Raw genomic sequence first — 14,066 nt, 5'->3', positions numbered from 1 at the left:
GCGCCCACCGGGCCCGGGTGGGCTCTCAGATGACCGGCTCCTCCGCGTGGTCTTCGGGGTCCTCGGGAGAGGAGGCCGTCGAAGTGCCCGGGCCGGTCGCCGAGTTGGTGGTCGACGGGCTGGTCGAGGTGTCGGTGGGCGTCGGGCTGCTCTGGCTCGGCGTCGGGTCGGGGCTGGGCGACTGCGATTCGTCGGAGGACGGGCTCGGCGTCGGGCTCGACGAGGTCGGCTTCGACGTGGACGGCCTGGTCGGCGTGGAGGGGTCCGCCTCGTCGTCCGGCTTCGTCGTGCCGGTGGGCTCGGCGTCGGGCTCGTCCGCTCCCTCGTCGCCGTTGTCGCCGACGGCCGTCGGGGTCGGGTCGTCGGCCGTGCCGAGGGTGCCGTCGGGTCCGGGGGCGGTGGGCCGGCTGGTCGCCGAGCCGGTGTCGCCCACGTCGTCCCCGTCCGCCACGCCGAGGTTCTCCTCGCCGTCGTCCTGGGTGGCCGTCGGGTTGACGCCGACGCGGCCGGACGGGCCCTCGGCGTCGTTGTCGGAGGTGGCGCCGAGGGTGACGACGGTGCCGAGCACCGCCACGAGCAGGGCGCCCGCGCCGGCCGCGACCAGGTTGCGCCGGGCCAGTCCGCGCAGGCCGGCGCGCGTGTGCCGGGACGGCGTGCCCGGCACGGAGACGCCGCCGTACGCGGCCAGCGCCGGGGCGTCCGTGGGCGGCTGGAGTTCGGGGAAAGGCTCCGGCGACGCGGGCGCCTTGGCGGCGTCGCCGTCGGCGAAGGCGTCCGGGAAGTCCGCGAGGTCGTCGCCGAACGGGAGACCGGCCCCGGCGATCGCGGCCGTGCCCCCTCCCGGTGCGGTCGCGAGCCCCGGTGTGCCCGAGCGGTCGGCGACCAGGGCGAGGGCGCGGCGGCCGGCGACCGTGCCGCGCTTGTCGGCGAGGGCGCCGCGCAGCCCGATGGACGCCTCCAGCTCCGCGCGGGCCCGGTCCAGCCGGCCCCGGCACAGTGCGAGGACGCCCAGTTCGTGCTGGAAGTAGGCCTGTCCGGCGACGTCGCCGGCGAGCCGGGCGGCCTCGGCGCCGGCGCGCAGGGCGCGTTCCCAGGCGCTCCAGTGCAGTCCGGCGGCGAACGCGGGCGCCGCCGTGCGGGCCAGCCGTACGGCTGGGCTGTCCCCGTCGTCGCCGACCGGGGCGGCGGGCTGGAGCGCGGCGAGCAGGGCGTCGGCCTCGGCGCCGACGCGCTCGGGGTCGACGGAGGGGTGTCCGGCCCACCAGGCGTAGTGCCGGGCGGCGGTGAGGGCGTGGGCCGGGGCGTCCTGGGCGTATCCGGCGGCCTCCAGCTGGGTGCGCACGCCGGCCGCGAGCCGGTAGCGGGTGCCCACCGGGGAGACCAGGGCGCAGCGGAGCAGTTCCCCGAGCGCGGCGTCCGCGTGGGTGTCGCCGACGAGGGCGGGCAGGTGGGCCTGGTGCGGCACCTCGCCGCCGAGCGCGACGGCGAAGCGCAGGGTGGCCCGCGCGGAGGGGCTCAGCCGGGAGGCGAGCAGCGCGGCGGGCGCGGCGCCCTCGGCGAGGGAGGGCAGCGGCACGTCGTCGGCGAGCGCGGCCGGGTCGACGGGGGTCTCGAAGGCCGGGTCGGCCGGGATGTCGCCGAAGACGCCGAACTCGTCCAGGGCGTCGGCGCCGGCCCGCAGCCGGTCGCGCTGCCGCAGCAGGGCGCCGGCCTGCACGAACCGCAGGGGCAGGCCCTCGGACTCGAACCACAGGTCGCCGGCCCAGTTGGCCTCGTCCTCGGTGAGGGGGCGGCCGACGGCGTGCTCCAGCAGCCGCAGCCCGCCGGCGCGGTCGAGGCCCCCGAGGGCGACCTCCTCGATGCCGGCGTCCGCGGAGGGGGCGGGCGCGCCGGGGGCCGCGCCGATCAGGAAGGCGCACTCGGGGGTGGCGTCGAGCAGCTCGTCCAGCGCGGCGCCGCCGAGTTCGGCGTCGTCCAGGACGACGACCGCGCCGATCTCCCCGACGAGTTCGAGGAGTTGCTCGCGGTCGGGGCGGTGGCCGGGGGCGGCGTAGACGGCGTGGAAGAGGTCGTGGAGCAGGTCGTCGGCCGTGCGGCGCAGTCCGCAGAGGCGGACGACGCCGTCGGGGGCGAGGTCGGCGCAGTCCTCGGCGACGGTGTCGAGCAGGGTGGTGCGGCCGGAGCCGGCGGGGCCGGTGACGCGGGCCGAACGGCCACGGGCGAGCAGGCGTATCAGGCGCTCGCGTTCCTCCTGGCGGCCGAGGAGCGGCGGCGCGGGCCGGGCGGGGCCCGGCGGGACAGGGGGGCGGGCGGCGCGGGCCGCCTCGGCGCGTTCGGCGGGGGTGCGCTTGGCGGGGCGGGCGGGCCGCTCGGCGGGCGGGCAGACCTCTATCTCGCTGCCGTCGACGGGGTTGACGGTGAGCAGCAGGTCGCCGGAGACCAGCCGCGCGGTGCGGGCGGGCGCGGGCGCGTGCTGGCCGAAGTCGGAGGTGAGGGGGTCCCTGGGCGGCCGCCGGCCCGACGGGCCGTCGTCGTGGCCGTACTCCTCGGGTCCCCGGGTGTTCGGGTCCATAGGTTCCAAGCCCCCAAAAGCGTCGAGTGCGTCCAGCCCCTCCCGGCCTTGCCGCACACCGCGCTGTCGCTTCTGGTCCGGGCCCGCTCGAGGGTCGAACAGTCGCGGGCGTCCGAACACTAACCGCAGGCCGGTGTCCGCGACAGCCCGGGGTGCCGCGCCGTCCGAGACGTCACGGTCCAAGCGGAATGCGCGCGTCGGGCGTTTCGCCGTGGGCTGCCCGGGTCTCCCCCGGGCGGCCGTTCACACCTGCCGGGTCAGACCCGCGGCAGGGACTCCACGCCGATGCCGCCCTCGATCGCCAGGATCCGGTGCAACCGGGTGGCGACGAGGAGGCGTTGCATCTGGGGCGGTACGCCGCGCAGCACCAGCCGCCGGCCGCAGCGGCCGGCGCGCCGGTGGGCGCCCATGATGACGCCGAGTCCGGTGGCGTCCCAGGAGTCCAGTTCGGACAGGTCGAGAATCAGGTCCCCGGCGCCGTCGTCGACCGCCGTGTGCAGAACCGCACGGGCGTCCGCCGCGGTGCGGACGTCGAGGCGGCCCCCGACGACCACCTCGGCGTGGTCGCCCCTGATGTGCATATGCGCTCCCCGTGAGTGCGGTTGACGTACTGCAGAACGGTGGCTGTGCAACGTCTGACGGCTTCCGTGGCGATGCGGTTGCTGGTTGTGAGCGAACCGATACCGAATTCACCCCGAGGTGTGATGCCCTCGGGGCGAGTGCTGTTTCAGTGCTTGTAGAAGCCCTGCCCGCTCTTGCGCCCGATGTCACCGGCGTCAACCATCCGGCGCATCAGCTCCGGCGGGGCGAACTTCTCGTCCTGGGTCTCGGTGTAGATGTTGCTCGCGGCGTGCAGGAGGATGTCGACGCCGGTCAGGTCGGCCGTGGCGAGCGGGCCCATGGCGTGCCCGAAGCCCAGCTTGCAGGCGAGGTCGATGTCCTCGGCGGAGGCGACGCCGGACTCGTAGAGCTTGGTGGCCTCGACCACGAGCGCGGAGATGAGCCGGGTGGTGACGAAGCCGGCGACGTCGCGGTTGACGACGATGCAGGTCTTGCCGACCGACTCGGCGAACTCCCGCGCGGTGGCGAGGGTCTCGTCGCTGGTCTTGTGGCCGCGGACGAGTTCGCACAGCTGCATCATCGGGACCGGCGAGAAGAAGTGGACGCCGACCACGCGCTCCGGGCGCTCCGTCGCGGCCGCGATCTTGGTGATCGGGATGGCGGAGGTGTTGGACGCGAGGACGGCGTCGTCCTTCACGAGCTTGTCGAGCGCCCGGAAGATCTCGTGCTTGACCTCGAGCTTCTCGAACACGGCCTCGACCACGACGTCCGCGTCGGCCGCGGCGTCGAGGTCGGTGGTCGCGGTGATCCGGGCGAGGGCGGCGTCGGCGTCGTGCGCCTCCATCCGGCCCTTGGAGACGAACTTGTCGTACGACGCCCTGATGCCGTCGGTGCCACGGGTCAGCGCCTCGTCGGTGACGTCGCGCAGGACGACGTCCCAGCCCGCCTGCGCGGAGACCTGGGCGATGCCGGAACCCATGAGACCGGCCCCGATGACGGCGAGCTTCCGTGCCACTGTGCGACTCCCCTGATACGCGCTGTCCTTACTTCTCTCGCCGGGACACTAGCGCTCGTGAGGCGCGCTGTGACCGGTAAGTAACGCGCGTCACGTCTCACATGACGGACATCACACCGGCGGCGGCAGGGCGCGGCAGGCGGTGCCGCGCGCCGGGGCGGCGGCGACGCCCCGGCGCGAACGCCCCCTCGGCCGCCGCGGGTTCGGCCGGTCGCCCGTCGGCGCCGGCCTCGGCGGGCGTCTTGCCCCGCATTGTCCGCACGCCGGCGCGGGCGCCGGCCCTTCGCGTACGACCGGACGGAGCGCCCGCACGGACGAAGGACCTCGTACACGCGTGGGTTCGCGCGCCCGGCGCCGCGCCATACCTCGGCGAAAGTGATCGTCGGGCCGGTCGGCGGGTGCCAGAGTAGGAGGACCCGCGTCCCGTTGCACCGGAGGAGAACCACCCGCATGGCCGTGATCCACCGCACCACCCTGAAGCCGACCAAGCTGGAGCTGCTGACCGCCTGGCTGCCCTCGCGCCCCTGGTACCACGGGGGCGCGGAGAAGCCCGTGCTGACCAAGGCCGGCGGCTTCCGGCTGGACGACCCGGAGGGGGAGGTCGGCATCGAGTTCATGATCGTCACCGATGGCTCCGGACCCGAGCCGGGCGCCGCCTACCTGGTGCCGCTCAGCTACCGGGGCGCTCCGCTGGAGGGGGCCGAGAACGCCCTCATCGGCACCACCGAGCACGGCGTCCTCGGGCGGCGCTGGGTGTACGACGGCTGCCACGACCCGGTGGTGACGGACCGTCTGGCGGCGCTGGTGGAGGGCCGCGCCGAGCCGCAGGCGCAGAGCGAGACGGACACCCCCGACCGTGAGGTGAGCCGCGCCCACGCGGGCGCCGGCCCGGTCCCGTCCGTGTTCACCGCCGTGGCCGACACCGAGCGGGACACCGCGCTGACGGCGCCGGACGGCACGGTCCTGCGGGTGCTGCGGACCCCGCACCCGGCCCCCGGCGGCACGCCGCTGCCCCCGCCGGGCACGACGGGCCACGTCGCCGGCGCCTGGAACGCGGCGGACGGGACCCGCGTCCAGGGGATCCTCTTCACCCTCGCGGACTGAGCGGGCCTACGCTGGCCGCATGGTCAATCTGACGCGCATCTACACCCGGACCGGCGACAAGGGCACCACCGCCCTGGGGGACATGAGCCGGGTCGCCAAGACCGATCTGCGGATCGCCGCGTACGCCGACGCCAACGAGGCGAACGCGGTGATCGGCACGGCCATCGCGCTGGGCGGTCTGGAGGAGGACGTCGTCAAGGTCCTCACCCGCGTCCAGAACGACCTGTTCGACGTGGGCGCGGACCTGTCGACGCCGGTCGTGGAGAACCCCGAGTATCCGCCGCTGCGGGTCGAGCAGTTCTACGTCGACCGGCTGGAGGCGGACTGCGACCGGTTCAACGAGCGGCTGGAGAAGCTGCGCTCCTTCATCCTGCCCGGCGGCACCCCCGGCGCGGCCCTGCTGCACCAGGCCTGCACGGTGGTCCGCCGGGCCGAGCGCTCGACCTGGGCCGCGCTGGAGGCGCACGGCGAGACGATGAACCCGCTCACCGCGACCTACCTCAACCGGCTCTCCGACCTACTGTTCATCCTCGCGCGCACGGCCAACGGCCGCGTCGGGGACGTGCTGTGGGTTCCGGGCGGAGAACGCTGAGCCCTGCCGCCGCACCGTCTTCGGCGCCTTCTTCGGGAAGACGGCGTAGGACAGCGCGATCAGTCCGTGGATGCCGGTCACCTGCCAGGCGACGGCCCGCCACTGCTCAAGGGACGTGACGCGGGAGGCGTCGTCGACGTACCAGACGGCGATCTGGAGCAGCACGGTCGCGGTGGCCGCGCCGATGACCGTGCCCAGCCACACCTTGCCCTCGTGGCGGGCGCGGGCCATGCCGTGCCGGGGCGCCCCGGCGGGCTTGGGGGCGTCGCCGAACCGGTGGGCGGCGTGGCCGTCGAGCCACTTCACGGTGCGGTGGCCGTGGCCGACGGTGTAGCCGATGTAGAGGGCGGCCAGGCCGTGCTTCCAGCTGGGGTCGGCGCCGTTCTTCAGGTCGAGCGCGGTGACGACCAGCAGCACGACCTCCAGCAGCGGCTCGCACAGCAGCAGGGCGAGTCCGGTGCGGGGCATCTTGAGCAGGTAGCGGAAGGCCAGGCCGGCGGCCAGCAGCACCCAGAAGCCGACCTCACAGACGACGATCAGTGTGACGATCACGGCTCGCGCTCCTCCCAGTGCGTCGGATCACCCTTCAAGGCTCCCGTCGCGGCGGCCGGATTTCGTCGTCGCCGCAGACGAACCGCGACTGCATCCTTCGATGTACTGCCGGGGGGCCGGGGACCGTCCCGGAGGAGCAGGCGCGCCCCGCGCGGGCCGTGTTGGATGGTCCCATGGCCGTACGACTCCCCCGCCCGTCCCGCTTCGACGTGTACATCGCGCTGGCGGGCCTGCTGGGCGGGCTGCTGCTGTGGGGCATCGGTCTGGGCATGCGATCCGCCGACGAGCCGGTCGTGCTGTGGCCCGGGCGCTGGCCGATCCTGCTGCCGCTGGCGCTGATGGCGGGCTGCGAGCTGCTGCGCCGGTCCGCGCCGCGGGTCGCGCTGCCCGCCGCGACGGCGGCGCTCCTGCTGGACACGCTCACCCAGGGCAGCCTGGTCACGGCCCTGATGTTCACCGACGTGATCTACGCCGCCGTCCTGTACGGCTCCCCCGCCGCCGCCCGCCGCATCCCCCGGGTGACGGGGCTGCTGTCGGTGGCCGCCGCGATCGTGCCGTTCGCGGTGTGGCAGGCGCCCGAGGTGCTGCTGATCGGCGTGGCCGTGGGCATCGTGGGGTTCGCGCCGGCCTCCACGGGGCTGATCGTGCGCAACCACCGGGACGCCGCCGAGTCGGCCCGGCTGCGCGCCGAGCAGACCGCGCTGCTGGCCGAGATGGACCGGACGCAGGCGGTGGTCGCCGAACGCGCCCGTATGGCACGGGAACTGCACGACATGGTGGCCAACCACCTCTCCGCCATCGCCATCCACTCCACCGCCGCGCTGTCCCTGGACGACCCCGGCACCAGCCGCGAGGCCCTCGCCGTGATCCGCGAGAACAGCGTCGCCGGACTGGCCGAAATGCGTCGACTGATCGGCATCCTGCGCGACGGGGACGCCGACCGGGAACCGGCGGCCACACCGACGCTCGACGGCCTCGACGCCCTGGTCCGCGCGGCCCGCGGCAACGGCCTGGACGTCACCCTGGAGGCCGAGCACGGCGCGGTCCCGGCGCCGGTGGAGCTGGCCGCCTACCGCATCGTGCAGGAGTCGCTGACCAACGCCCTCAAGCACGCCGTCCCCGGCCGGGTCGCCGTCGTCCTCGCCCGCCGCGACACCACCCTCGACGTGCGGGTGACCAGCCCCTACGGTCACCGGAACGGCCCCCGCGCCCCGGGCTCCGGCGCCGGACTGATCGGCATGCGGGAGCGTGCCGCGCTGCTCGGCGGGACGCTGGAGGCCGGGCCCGAGGGCGACCGGTGGACCGTGCACGCCCGTCTGCCCCTCGCCGAGGGGGACCGCATGACCGAAGGAGAATCCGCATGATCCGCGTCCTCGTCGCCGAGGACCAGTCCGCCGTCCGCGCCGGGCTGGTCCTGATCCTGCGCAGCGCGCCCGACATCGAGGTGGTCGGCGAGGCCGCGGACGGCGAGCAGGCGGTGGCGCTGGCCCGCGAACTGAGGCCGGACCTGGTGCTGATGGACGTTCAGATGCCGCGCCTGGACGGGGTGTCGGCCACCCGGCAGGTGGTCGCGGAGAAGCTGGCGGACGTGCTGGTGCTGACCACCTTCGACCTGGACGAGTACGTGTTCGGGGCGCTCAGGGCGGGCGCCGCCGGGTTCCTGCTGAAGAACACCGACGCACGGGACCTGCTGGAGGCGGTGCGGACCGTGGCGCGCGGCGAGGGGCTGATCGCGCCGGCCGTGACGCGGCGGCTCATCGCCGAGTTCGCGGCGGGGCCGGCGCGGGAGCCGAAGGCCGACCGGGCGGTGCTCGCGGAACTGACCCGGCGCGAACGCGAGGTACTTTCCTGCCTGGGCGAGGGGCTGTCCAACGCGGAGATCGCGATACGCCTGGACATGGCCGAGGGAACGGTGAAAACGCACGTCAGCCGGTTGCTGGGGAAGCTGGAGCTGCGCAGCCGGGTGCAAGCGGCGGTGCTAGCTCAGGAGTTGGGGATCTAGGTTCGCGAGCCGTAGGTGGTCCAGACCTATTGACCTGTGGTCCAGACCTTTCTATTCTCGCCGCACCGTGGACATGAAGGCTCAGTCATGTCCCCCACAACCCCCATAAGGAGGCGCAGCATGCGCTTCAGACACAGAGCCGCGGCAGGGTTCGCGACCCTGTTGCTGCCGCTGGCCGGTCTGGTCGGCCTCGCGAGCCCGGCCCAGGCCGCCACGTCCGCCACCGCCACCTACACCAAGGCCTCGGACTGGGGCAACGGCTTCGAGGGCAAGTGGACGGTGAAGAACACCGGCACCACGTCCATCAGCTCCTGGACCGTCGAGTGGGACTTCCCCTCCGGCACGTCGGTCACCTCCGCCTGGGACGCCGACGTCACGTCCTCCGGCACCCACTGGACCGCCAAGAACAAGGCCTGGAACGGCACGCTCGCCCCCGGCGCGTCCGTCTCCTTCGGCTTCAACGGCACCGGCACCGGCTCGCCCACCAACTGTAAGCTCAACGGCGGCAGTTGCGACGGCGGCCCGTCCGTGCCCGGCGACGCGGCCCCCTCCGCGCCCGGCACCCCGACCGCCTCCTCCGTCACCGACACCTCGGTGAAGCTCACCTGGAGCGCGGCCACCGACGACAAGGGCATCAAGAACTACGACGTCCTGCGCGGCGGCGCCAAGGTCGCCACGGTCACCGGCACCACCTACACGGACACCGGCCTGAGTGCCGGCACGGACTACTCCTACACCGTGCAGGCCCGTGACACCGCCGACCAGACCGGCCCGGTCAGCGGTTCGGTCGCCGTGCGCACCACCGGCGGCGGCAGCGGCGAGGAGCCGCCCCCCGGCACCAAGGTCAACCTGGGCTACTTCACCGAGTGGGGCGTCTACGGGCGCAACTACCACGTCAAGAACCTGGTGACCTCGGGCTCCGCGTCCAAGATCACGCACATCAACTACTCGTTCGGCAACGTCAAGAACGGTCAGTGCACCGTCGACGACACCTACGCCGCCTACGACAAGGCGTACACCGCCGACCAGTCCGTCAGCGGCACCGCCGACACCTGGGACCAGCCGCTGCGCGGCAACTTCAACCAGCTGCGCCAGCTGAAGGCGAAGTACCCGCACATCAAGGTGCTGTACTCGTTCGGCGGCTGGACCTACTCCGGCGGCTTCGGCCAGGCCTCGCAGAACGCCGCGGCGTTCGCCAAGTCCTGCAAGGCCGTCGTGGAGGACCCGCGCTGGGCCGACGTCTTCGACGGCATCGACATCGACTGGGAGTACCCGAACGCCTGCGGCCTGACCTGCGACACCTCGGGTCCGGCGGCGTTCAAGACCCTCTCCCAGGCGCTGCGCGCCGAGTTCGGCAAGGACTACCTCATCACCGCCGCGATCACCGCGGACGGCTCCGAGGGCGGCAAGATCGACGCGGCCGACTACGGCGGCGCGGCGCAGTACCTCGACTGGTACAACGTGATGACGTACGACTACTTCGGCGCCTGGGCCAAGACCGGCCCGACGGCCCCGCACTCCCCGCTCACCTCGTACCCGGGCATCCCGACCGCGGGCTTCAACTCCGCGGACGCGATCGCCAAGCTCAAGGCGAAGGGCGTGCCGGCCGCCAAGCTGCTGCTCGGCATCGGCTTCTACGGCCGCGGCTGGACCGGCGTCACCCAGTCCGCCCCGGGCGGCACGGCGACCGGCGCGGCGCCGGGCACGTACGAGGCGGGCATCGAGGACTACAAGGTCCTCAAGACGGCCTGCCCGGCCACCGGCACCATCGCCGGCACGGCCTACGCCCACTGCGGCACCAACTGGTGGTCCTACGACACCCCGGCGACGATCGCGGGCAAGATGGCCTGGGCCAAGAACCAGGGCCTGGGCGGCGCGTTCTTCTGGGAGTTCAGCGGCGACACCAGCAACGGCGAACTGGTCACGGCGATCAGCAACGGCCTGAAGTAACCCAGCTCCACCCCGAGCCCGTCGCAGGAGACCCCTGCGGCGGGCTCGCCCTTTTCCCCCGGCCCCGGCTGGAGCAGGCGCCTTCCAGGCGCTCGGCCTCTGCCGCCGGGCACCGGAAACGCCCCGAAGGGGCGCGGGGAACCGCGCGACCGGCCCACCACGACCCGCACCCGACCCTTCGCTCGCCCGGGACACCCCCCACCCCGCCCCACAAACGAATACGCCCCTCCCGATCCCTCGAAGAGGGGCGGTGGGGCGTCGGACGTCAGGCGCCGGCCGGACTCAGGCCACGTTCACCCGCTGGCCCGGCGGAGCCGCCTCCAGCCACGCCAGGAACCCGGTGAGCGCATCCTCGCTCATCGCCAGCTCCAGCCGCGTCCCCCGGTGCAGACACGCGAGGATCACCGCGTCGGACAGCAGCGCCAGCTCCTCCTCGCCCTCGGGCAGGCGGCGGCCGGCCACCTCGATCGAGGCGCGTTCCAGGACGCGGCGCGGGCGGGGGGCGTAGGAGAAGACGCGGAACCATTCGACCCGGTCGCCGTTGTAGCGGGCCACCCCGTAGGCCCAGCCCTTTCCGTCACCGTCCGGCGTCACCGGGGCGTCCCAGCGCAGGCTGCAGTCGAACGTGCCGCCGGAGCGCTGGATCAGCCGGCGCCGCAGGCCGAAGACGGCGAGCCCCAGCACCACCAGGAACACCACGATTCCGCACACAGTCAGAGCGAGGACCATCGACACCGACCTCCTCGTCTCCTAGGTAACGGAACGGAAAAAACATCCATATCTGCCTCAGCCGCGACCGGCACCGGATCGCTCCGGTCCCAGCCGCGGCTGAGTGACGTCATCGCGTACGCGGGTGCGCTCAGCGCCCCGCGGTCGCCGCGCGCAGTCGTACCTCCGCACGACGCTCGGCAAAGGCGTCGTCCTCGGACTTCGCGCGCTCCAGCGCCCGCTCGGCGCGCTGGACGTCGATCTCCTCCGACAGCTCGGCGATCTCGGCCAGCAGCGACAGCTTGTTGTCCGCGAACGAGATGAAACCGCCGTGCACCGCGGCGACGACCGTTCCACCATCACTCGTGCGGATGGTCACCGGGCCCGACTCCAGCACACCGAGCAGCGGCTGGTGACCGGGCATGACGCCGATGTCGCCGGACGTGGTGCGCGCGACGACCAGGGTGGCCTCGCCGGACCAGACCTCTCGGTCGGCCGCGACCAGCGCGACGTGCAGCTCAGCAGCCAAGGGTGGCTCCTCGGGTCACCACCCGGCGGGTCTGCCGGGTGTTGGGGTCAATTCTAGTAGGAGTGCGGAGAGGGGCAGGACGCACCCCGCGCGGGTGGATCCCGCCCCTCATCAAGAGCGCGGGGGTCAGGAGACGCCCAGCTCCTTCGCGTTCTTCTTCAGGTCCTCGATACCACCGCACATGAAGAACGCCTGCTCCGGGAAGTGGTCGTACTCGCCGTCGCAGATCGCGTTGAAGGCCGCGATCGACTCGTCCAGCGGGACGTCCGACCCGTCGACGCCGGTGAACTGCTTGGCGACGTGGGTGTTCTGGGACAGGAAGCGCTCCACGCGACGGGCACGGTGGACGACGAGCTTGTCCTCCTCGCCGAGCTCGTCGATACCGAGGATCGCGATGATGTCCTGGAGGTCCTTGTACTTCTGCAGGATGTTCTTGACGCGCATGGCGGCGTCGTAGTGGTCCTGCGCGATGTAGCGCGGGTCCAGGATGCGGGACGTGGAGTCCAGCGGGTCCACGGCCGGGTAGATGCCCTTCTCCGAAATCGGACGGGACAGAACCGTCGTCGCGTCGAGGTGGGCGAAGGTGGTGGCCGGGGCCGGGTCGGTCAGGTCGTCCGCAGGGACGTAGATCGCCTGCATGGAGGTGATCGAGTGACCGCGGGTCGAGGTGATGCGCTCCTGGAGGAGACCCATCTCGTCGGCCAGGTTCGGCTGGTAGCCCACCGCGGAGGGCATACGGCCGAGCAGGGTCGACACCTCGGAACCGGCCTGGGTGAAGCGGAAGATGTTGTCGATGAAGAACAGCACGTCCTGCTTCTGGACGTCGCGGAAGTACTCGGCCATGGTCAGGCCGGCCAGCGCGACGCGCAGACGGGTGCCCGGGGGCTCGTCCATCTGGCCGAAGACCAGCGCGGTCTTGTCGATGACGCCCGACTCGCTCATCTCGTCGATGAGGTCGTTGCCCTCACGGGTGCGCTCACCGACGCCGGCGAACACCGACACACCGTCGTGGTTGTTGGCGACGCGGTAGATCATCTCCTGGATGAGCACCGTCTTGCCGACGCCGGCGCCGCCGAACAGACCGATCTTGCCGCCCTTGACGTACGGGGTCAGCAGGTCGATGACCTTGACGCCGGTCTCGAACATCTCGGTCTTCGACTCGAGCTCGTCGAAGTTCGGGGCCTTGCGGTGGATGGACCAGCGCTCGCCCGTGTACTTCTCGTCGACGTTCAGCACCTCACCGAGGGTGTTGAACACCTTGCCCTTGGTGAAGTCGCCGACCGGGACGGTGATGCCGTCGCCGGTGTCGACGACCGGGGCCTGGCGGACCAGGCCGTCGGTCGGCTGCATGGAGATGGTGCGGACCAGGCCGTCGCCCAGGTGCTGGGCGACCTCGAGGGTCAGCGTCTTCTTCTCGCCGGCGTTGGCCGGGTCGGCCACCTCGACGTGCAGAGCGTTGTAGATCTCCGGCATCGCGTCGACGGGGAACTCCACGTCGACGACCGGGCCGATGACCCGGGCGACGCGGCCCGTAGCCGTCGCGGTCTCAACAGTGGTGGTCATTAGCGGTCACTCCCCGCGGTCGCGTCGGCCAGGGCGCTGGCGCCACCGACGATCTCGCTGATTTCCTGGGTGATTTCGGCCTGGCGGGCCGCGTTGGCAAGACGGGAGAGCGTGTTGATCAGCTCGCCCGCGTTGTCGGTGGCCGACTTCATCGCACGCCGGGTGGCGGCGTGCTTGGAAGCGGCCGACTGAAGCAGCGCGTTGTAGATCCGGCTCTCGACGTACCGCGGCAGCAGGGCGTCGAGGACGTCCTCCGCCGACGGCTCGAAGTCGTACAGCGGGAGGATCTCGTCCTTGGCGGACGCCTCCTGCGCGACCTCGTCGAGGCTGAGCGGCAGCAGGCGGTCGTCGAGCGCCGTCTGCGTCATCATCGAGACGAACTCGGTGAAGACGATGTGGATCTCGTCCACGCCGCCCTCGGCCGTGTCCTTCTGGATGGCCTCGATCAGCGGCGCCGCGACCTTCTTGGCGTCCGCGTACGAGGGCTCGTCGGTGAAGCCCGTCCACGACTCCGCGACCTTGCGCTCACGGAAGTTGTAGTGCGCCACACCACGCCGGCCGACGATGTACGTGTCGACCTGCTTGCCCTCGCGCTCCAGGCGCTCGGTCAGCTGCTCCGCCGCCTTGATGGCGTTGGAGTTGAAGGCGCCGGCCAGACCGCGGTCGCTGGTCAGCAGCAGGACCGCGGACCGGGTGACCGTCTCGGCCTGGGTGGTCAGCGGGTGCTTCGTGTTCGACCCGGTGCCGACCGCCGTGACCGCGCGGGTCAGTTCCTGCGCGTACGGCGTGGAGGCCGCCACCTTGCGCTGCGCCTTGACGACGCGCGAGGCGGCGATCATCTCCATCGCCTTGGTGATCTTCTTGGTCGCGGTGACGGATCGGATGCGACGCTTGTAGACCCGGAGCTGGGCTCCCATG

General features: G+C 72.5%; 13 protein-coding genes. 5 read left to right on the top strand and 8 right to left on the bottom strand.

Translation table 11 applies throughout. The features are described from left to right. Positions 1 to 25: 25 nt before the first annotated feature. The 3 genes from ABZY13_RS01655 to ABZY13_RS01645 form a co-directional block, all read right to left on the bottom strand. The gene (locus ABZY13_RS01655; RefSeq protein WP_356626762.1) at positions 26 to 2,572 is read right to left on the bottom strand and encodes an ATP-binding protein; all 2,547 of its coding nucleotides are present in this window, start codon (positions 2,570 to 2,572) and stop codon (positions 26 to 28) included. Positions 2,573 to 2,829: 257 nt separating this feature from the next. Next, positions 2,830 to 3,153 carry an STAS domain-containing protein gene (locus ABZY13_RS01650; RefSeq protein ID WP_356626760.1) on the bottom strand — a complete coding sequence of 108 codons (324 nt, stop codon included), beginning with the start codon at positions 3,151 to 3,153 and terminating at the stop codon, positions 2,830 to 2,832. Between the two features lie 146 nt (positions 3,154 to 3,299). After that, complete coding sequence (locus ABZY13_RS01645; RefSeq protein ID WP_356626758.1) at positions 3,300 to 4,148, bottom strand: 3-hydroxyacyl-CoA dehydrogenase family protein; 849 nt, start codon at positions 4,146 to 4,148, stop codon at positions 3,300 to 3,302. A 450-nt stretch (positions 4,149 to 4,598) separates the two neighbouring features. On the opposite strand from ABZY13_RS01645, the gene ABZY13_RS01640 reads away from it, so the two are divergent. Beyond that, a complete protein-coding gene (locus tag ABZY13_RS01640) occupies positions 4,599 to 5,252 on the top strand; it encodes a 1,4-alpha-glucan branching protein (RefSeq protein ID WP_356626756.1) in 654 nt (217 codons plus the stop codon). Positions 5,253 to 5,271: 19 nt separating this feature from the next. Continuing rightward, the gene (locus ABZY13_RS01635; protein WP_356626754.1) at positions 5,272 to 5,844 is read left to right on the top strand and encodes a cob(I)yrinic acid a,c-diamide adenosyltransferase; all 573 of its coding nucleotides are present in this window, start codon (positions 5,272 to 5,274) and stop codon (positions 5,842 to 5,844) included. On the opposite strand, the gene ABZY13_RS01630 is transcribed toward ABZY13_RS01635, so the two are convergent. Further along, the gene (locus ABZY13_RS01630) at positions 5,770 to 6,396 is read right to left on the bottom strand and encodes a hypothetical protein (protein ID WP_356626752.1); all 627 of its coding nucleotides are present in this window, start codon (positions 6,394 to 6,396) and stop codon (positions 5,770 to 5,772) included. The genes ABZY13_RS01635 and ABZY13_RS01630 overlap by 75 nt on opposite strands. A gap of 173 nt (positions 6,397 to 6,569) precedes the next feature. Here ABZY13_RS01630 and ABZY13_RS01625 point away from each other — a divergent pair, with 173 nt between their 5' ends. The 3 genes from ABZY13_RS01625 (at position 6,570) to ABZY13_RS01615 (ending at position 10,348) form a co-directional block, all read left to right on the top strand. Beyond that, positions 6,570 to 7,760: a histidine kinase gene (locus tag ABZY13_RS01625; RefSeq protein WP_356626750.1), complete on the top strand. Its 1,191-nt coding sequence runs from the start codon at positions 6,570 to 6,572 to the stop codon at positions 7,758 to 7,760. After that, a complete protein-coding gene (locus tag ABZY13_RS01620; protein WP_356626749.1) occupies positions 7,757 to 8,398 on the top strand; it encodes a response regulator transcription factor in 642 nt (213 codons plus the stop codon). The genes ABZY13_RS01625 and ABZY13_RS01620 overlap by 4 nt, the downstream gene beginning before the upstream one ends. A 120-nt stretch (positions 8,399 to 8,518) precedes the next feature. Then, positions 8,519 to 10,348 carry a glycoside hydrolase family 18 chitinase gene (locus ABZY13_RS01615; RefSeq protein ID WP_356626747.1) on the top strand — a complete coding sequence of 610 codons (1,830 nt, stop codon included), beginning with the start codon at positions 8,519 to 8,521 and terminating at the stop codon, positions 10,346 to 10,348. 282 nt (positions 10,349 to 10,630) lie between these two features. Here the strand turns inward: ABZY13_RS01615 and ABZY13_RS01610 are convergent, their stop codons facing one another. From ABZY13_RS01610 to ABZY13_RS01595, 4 genes are all read right to left on the bottom strand, one after another. After that, positions 10,631 to 11,077 carry a DUF2550 domain-containing protein gene (locus ABZY13_RS01610; RefSeq protein ID WP_356626745.1) on the bottom strand — a complete coding sequence of 149 codons (447 nt, stop codon included), beginning with the start codon at positions 11,075 to 11,077 and terminating at the stop codon, positions 10,631 to 10,633. Between the two features lie 130 nt (positions 11,078 to 11,207). Further along, complete coding sequence (locus tag ABZY13_RS01605) at positions 11,208 to 11,585, bottom strand: F0F1 ATP synthase subunit epsilon (RefSeq protein WP_356626744.1); 378 nt, start codon at positions 11,583 to 11,585, stop codon at positions 11,208 to 11,210. 126 nt (positions 11,586 to 11,711) lie between these two features. Next, positions 11,712 to 13,148 carry a F0F1 ATP synthase subunit beta gene (gene atpD, locus ABZY13_RS01600; RefSeq protein ID WP_356626743.1) on the bottom strand — a complete coding sequence of 479 codons (1,437 nt, stop codon included), beginning with the start codon at positions 13,146 to 13,148 and terminating at the stop codon, positions 11,712 to 11,714. Then, positions 13,148 to 14,065: a F0F1 ATP synthase subunit gamma gene (locus tag ABZY13_RS01595; protein ID WP_356626741.1), complete on the bottom strand. Its 918-nt coding sequence runs from the start codon at positions 14,063 to 14,065 to the stop codon at positions 13,148 to 13,150. The genes atpD and ABZY13_RS01595 overlap by 1 nt, the downstream gene beginning before the upstream one ends. Position 14,066: the final 1 nt, after the last annotated feature.

This window comes from Streptomyces sp. NPDC006610 (assembly GCF_040611575.1).
Lineage (GTDB): Bacteria > Actinomycetota > Actinomycetes > Streptomycetales > Streptomycetaceae > Streptomyces.
Note: the sequence above shows the minus strand (reverse complement) of the source record. Positions and strands in the feature narration are given on the sequence as shown.

Bases quoted from the DNA above. Each gene is read 5' to 3' on its own strand.
- ABZY13_RS01615 (WP_356626747.1), top strand. From the start codon at position 8,519: ATGCGCTTCAGACACAGAGCCGCGGCAGGGTTCGCGACCCTGTTGCTG.
- ABZY13_RS01625 (WP_356626750.1), top strand. From the start codon at position 6,570: ATGGCCGTACGACTCCCCCGCCCGTCCCGCTTCGACGTGTACATCGCG.
- atpD (WP_356626743.1), bottom strand. From the start codon at position 13,148: ATGACCACCACTGTTGAGACCGCGACGGCTACGGGCCGCGTCGCCCGG.
- ABZY13_RS01620 (WP_356626749.1), top strand. From the start codon at position 7,757: ATGATCCGCGTCCTCGTCGCCGAGGACCAGTCCGCCGTCCGCGCCGGG.
- ABZY13_RS01635 (WP_356626754.1), top strand. From the start codon at position 5,272: ATGGTCAATCTGACGCGCATCTACACCCGGACCGGCGACAAGGGCACC.
- ABZY13_RS01610 (WP_356626745.1), bottom strand. From the start codon at position 11,077: ATGGTCCTCGCTCTGACTGTGTGCGGAATCGTGGTGTTCCTGGTGGTG.
- ABZY13_RS01640 (WP_356626756.1), top strand. From the start codon at position 4,599: ATGGCCGTGATCCACCGCACCACCCTGAAGCCGACCAAGCTGGAGCTG.
- ABZY13_RS01650 (WP_356626760.1), bottom strand. From the start codon at position 3,153: ATGCACATCAGGGGCGACCACGCCGAGGTGGTCGTCGGGGGCCGCCTC.
- ABZY13_RS01655 (WP_356626762.1), bottom strand. From the start codon at position 2,572: ATGGACCCGAACACCCGGGGACCCGAGGAGTACGGCCACGACGACGGC.
- ABZY13_RS01595 (WP_356626741.1), bottom strand. From the start codon at position 14,065: ATGGGAGCCCAGCTCCGGGTCTACAAGCGTCGCATCCGATCCGTCACC.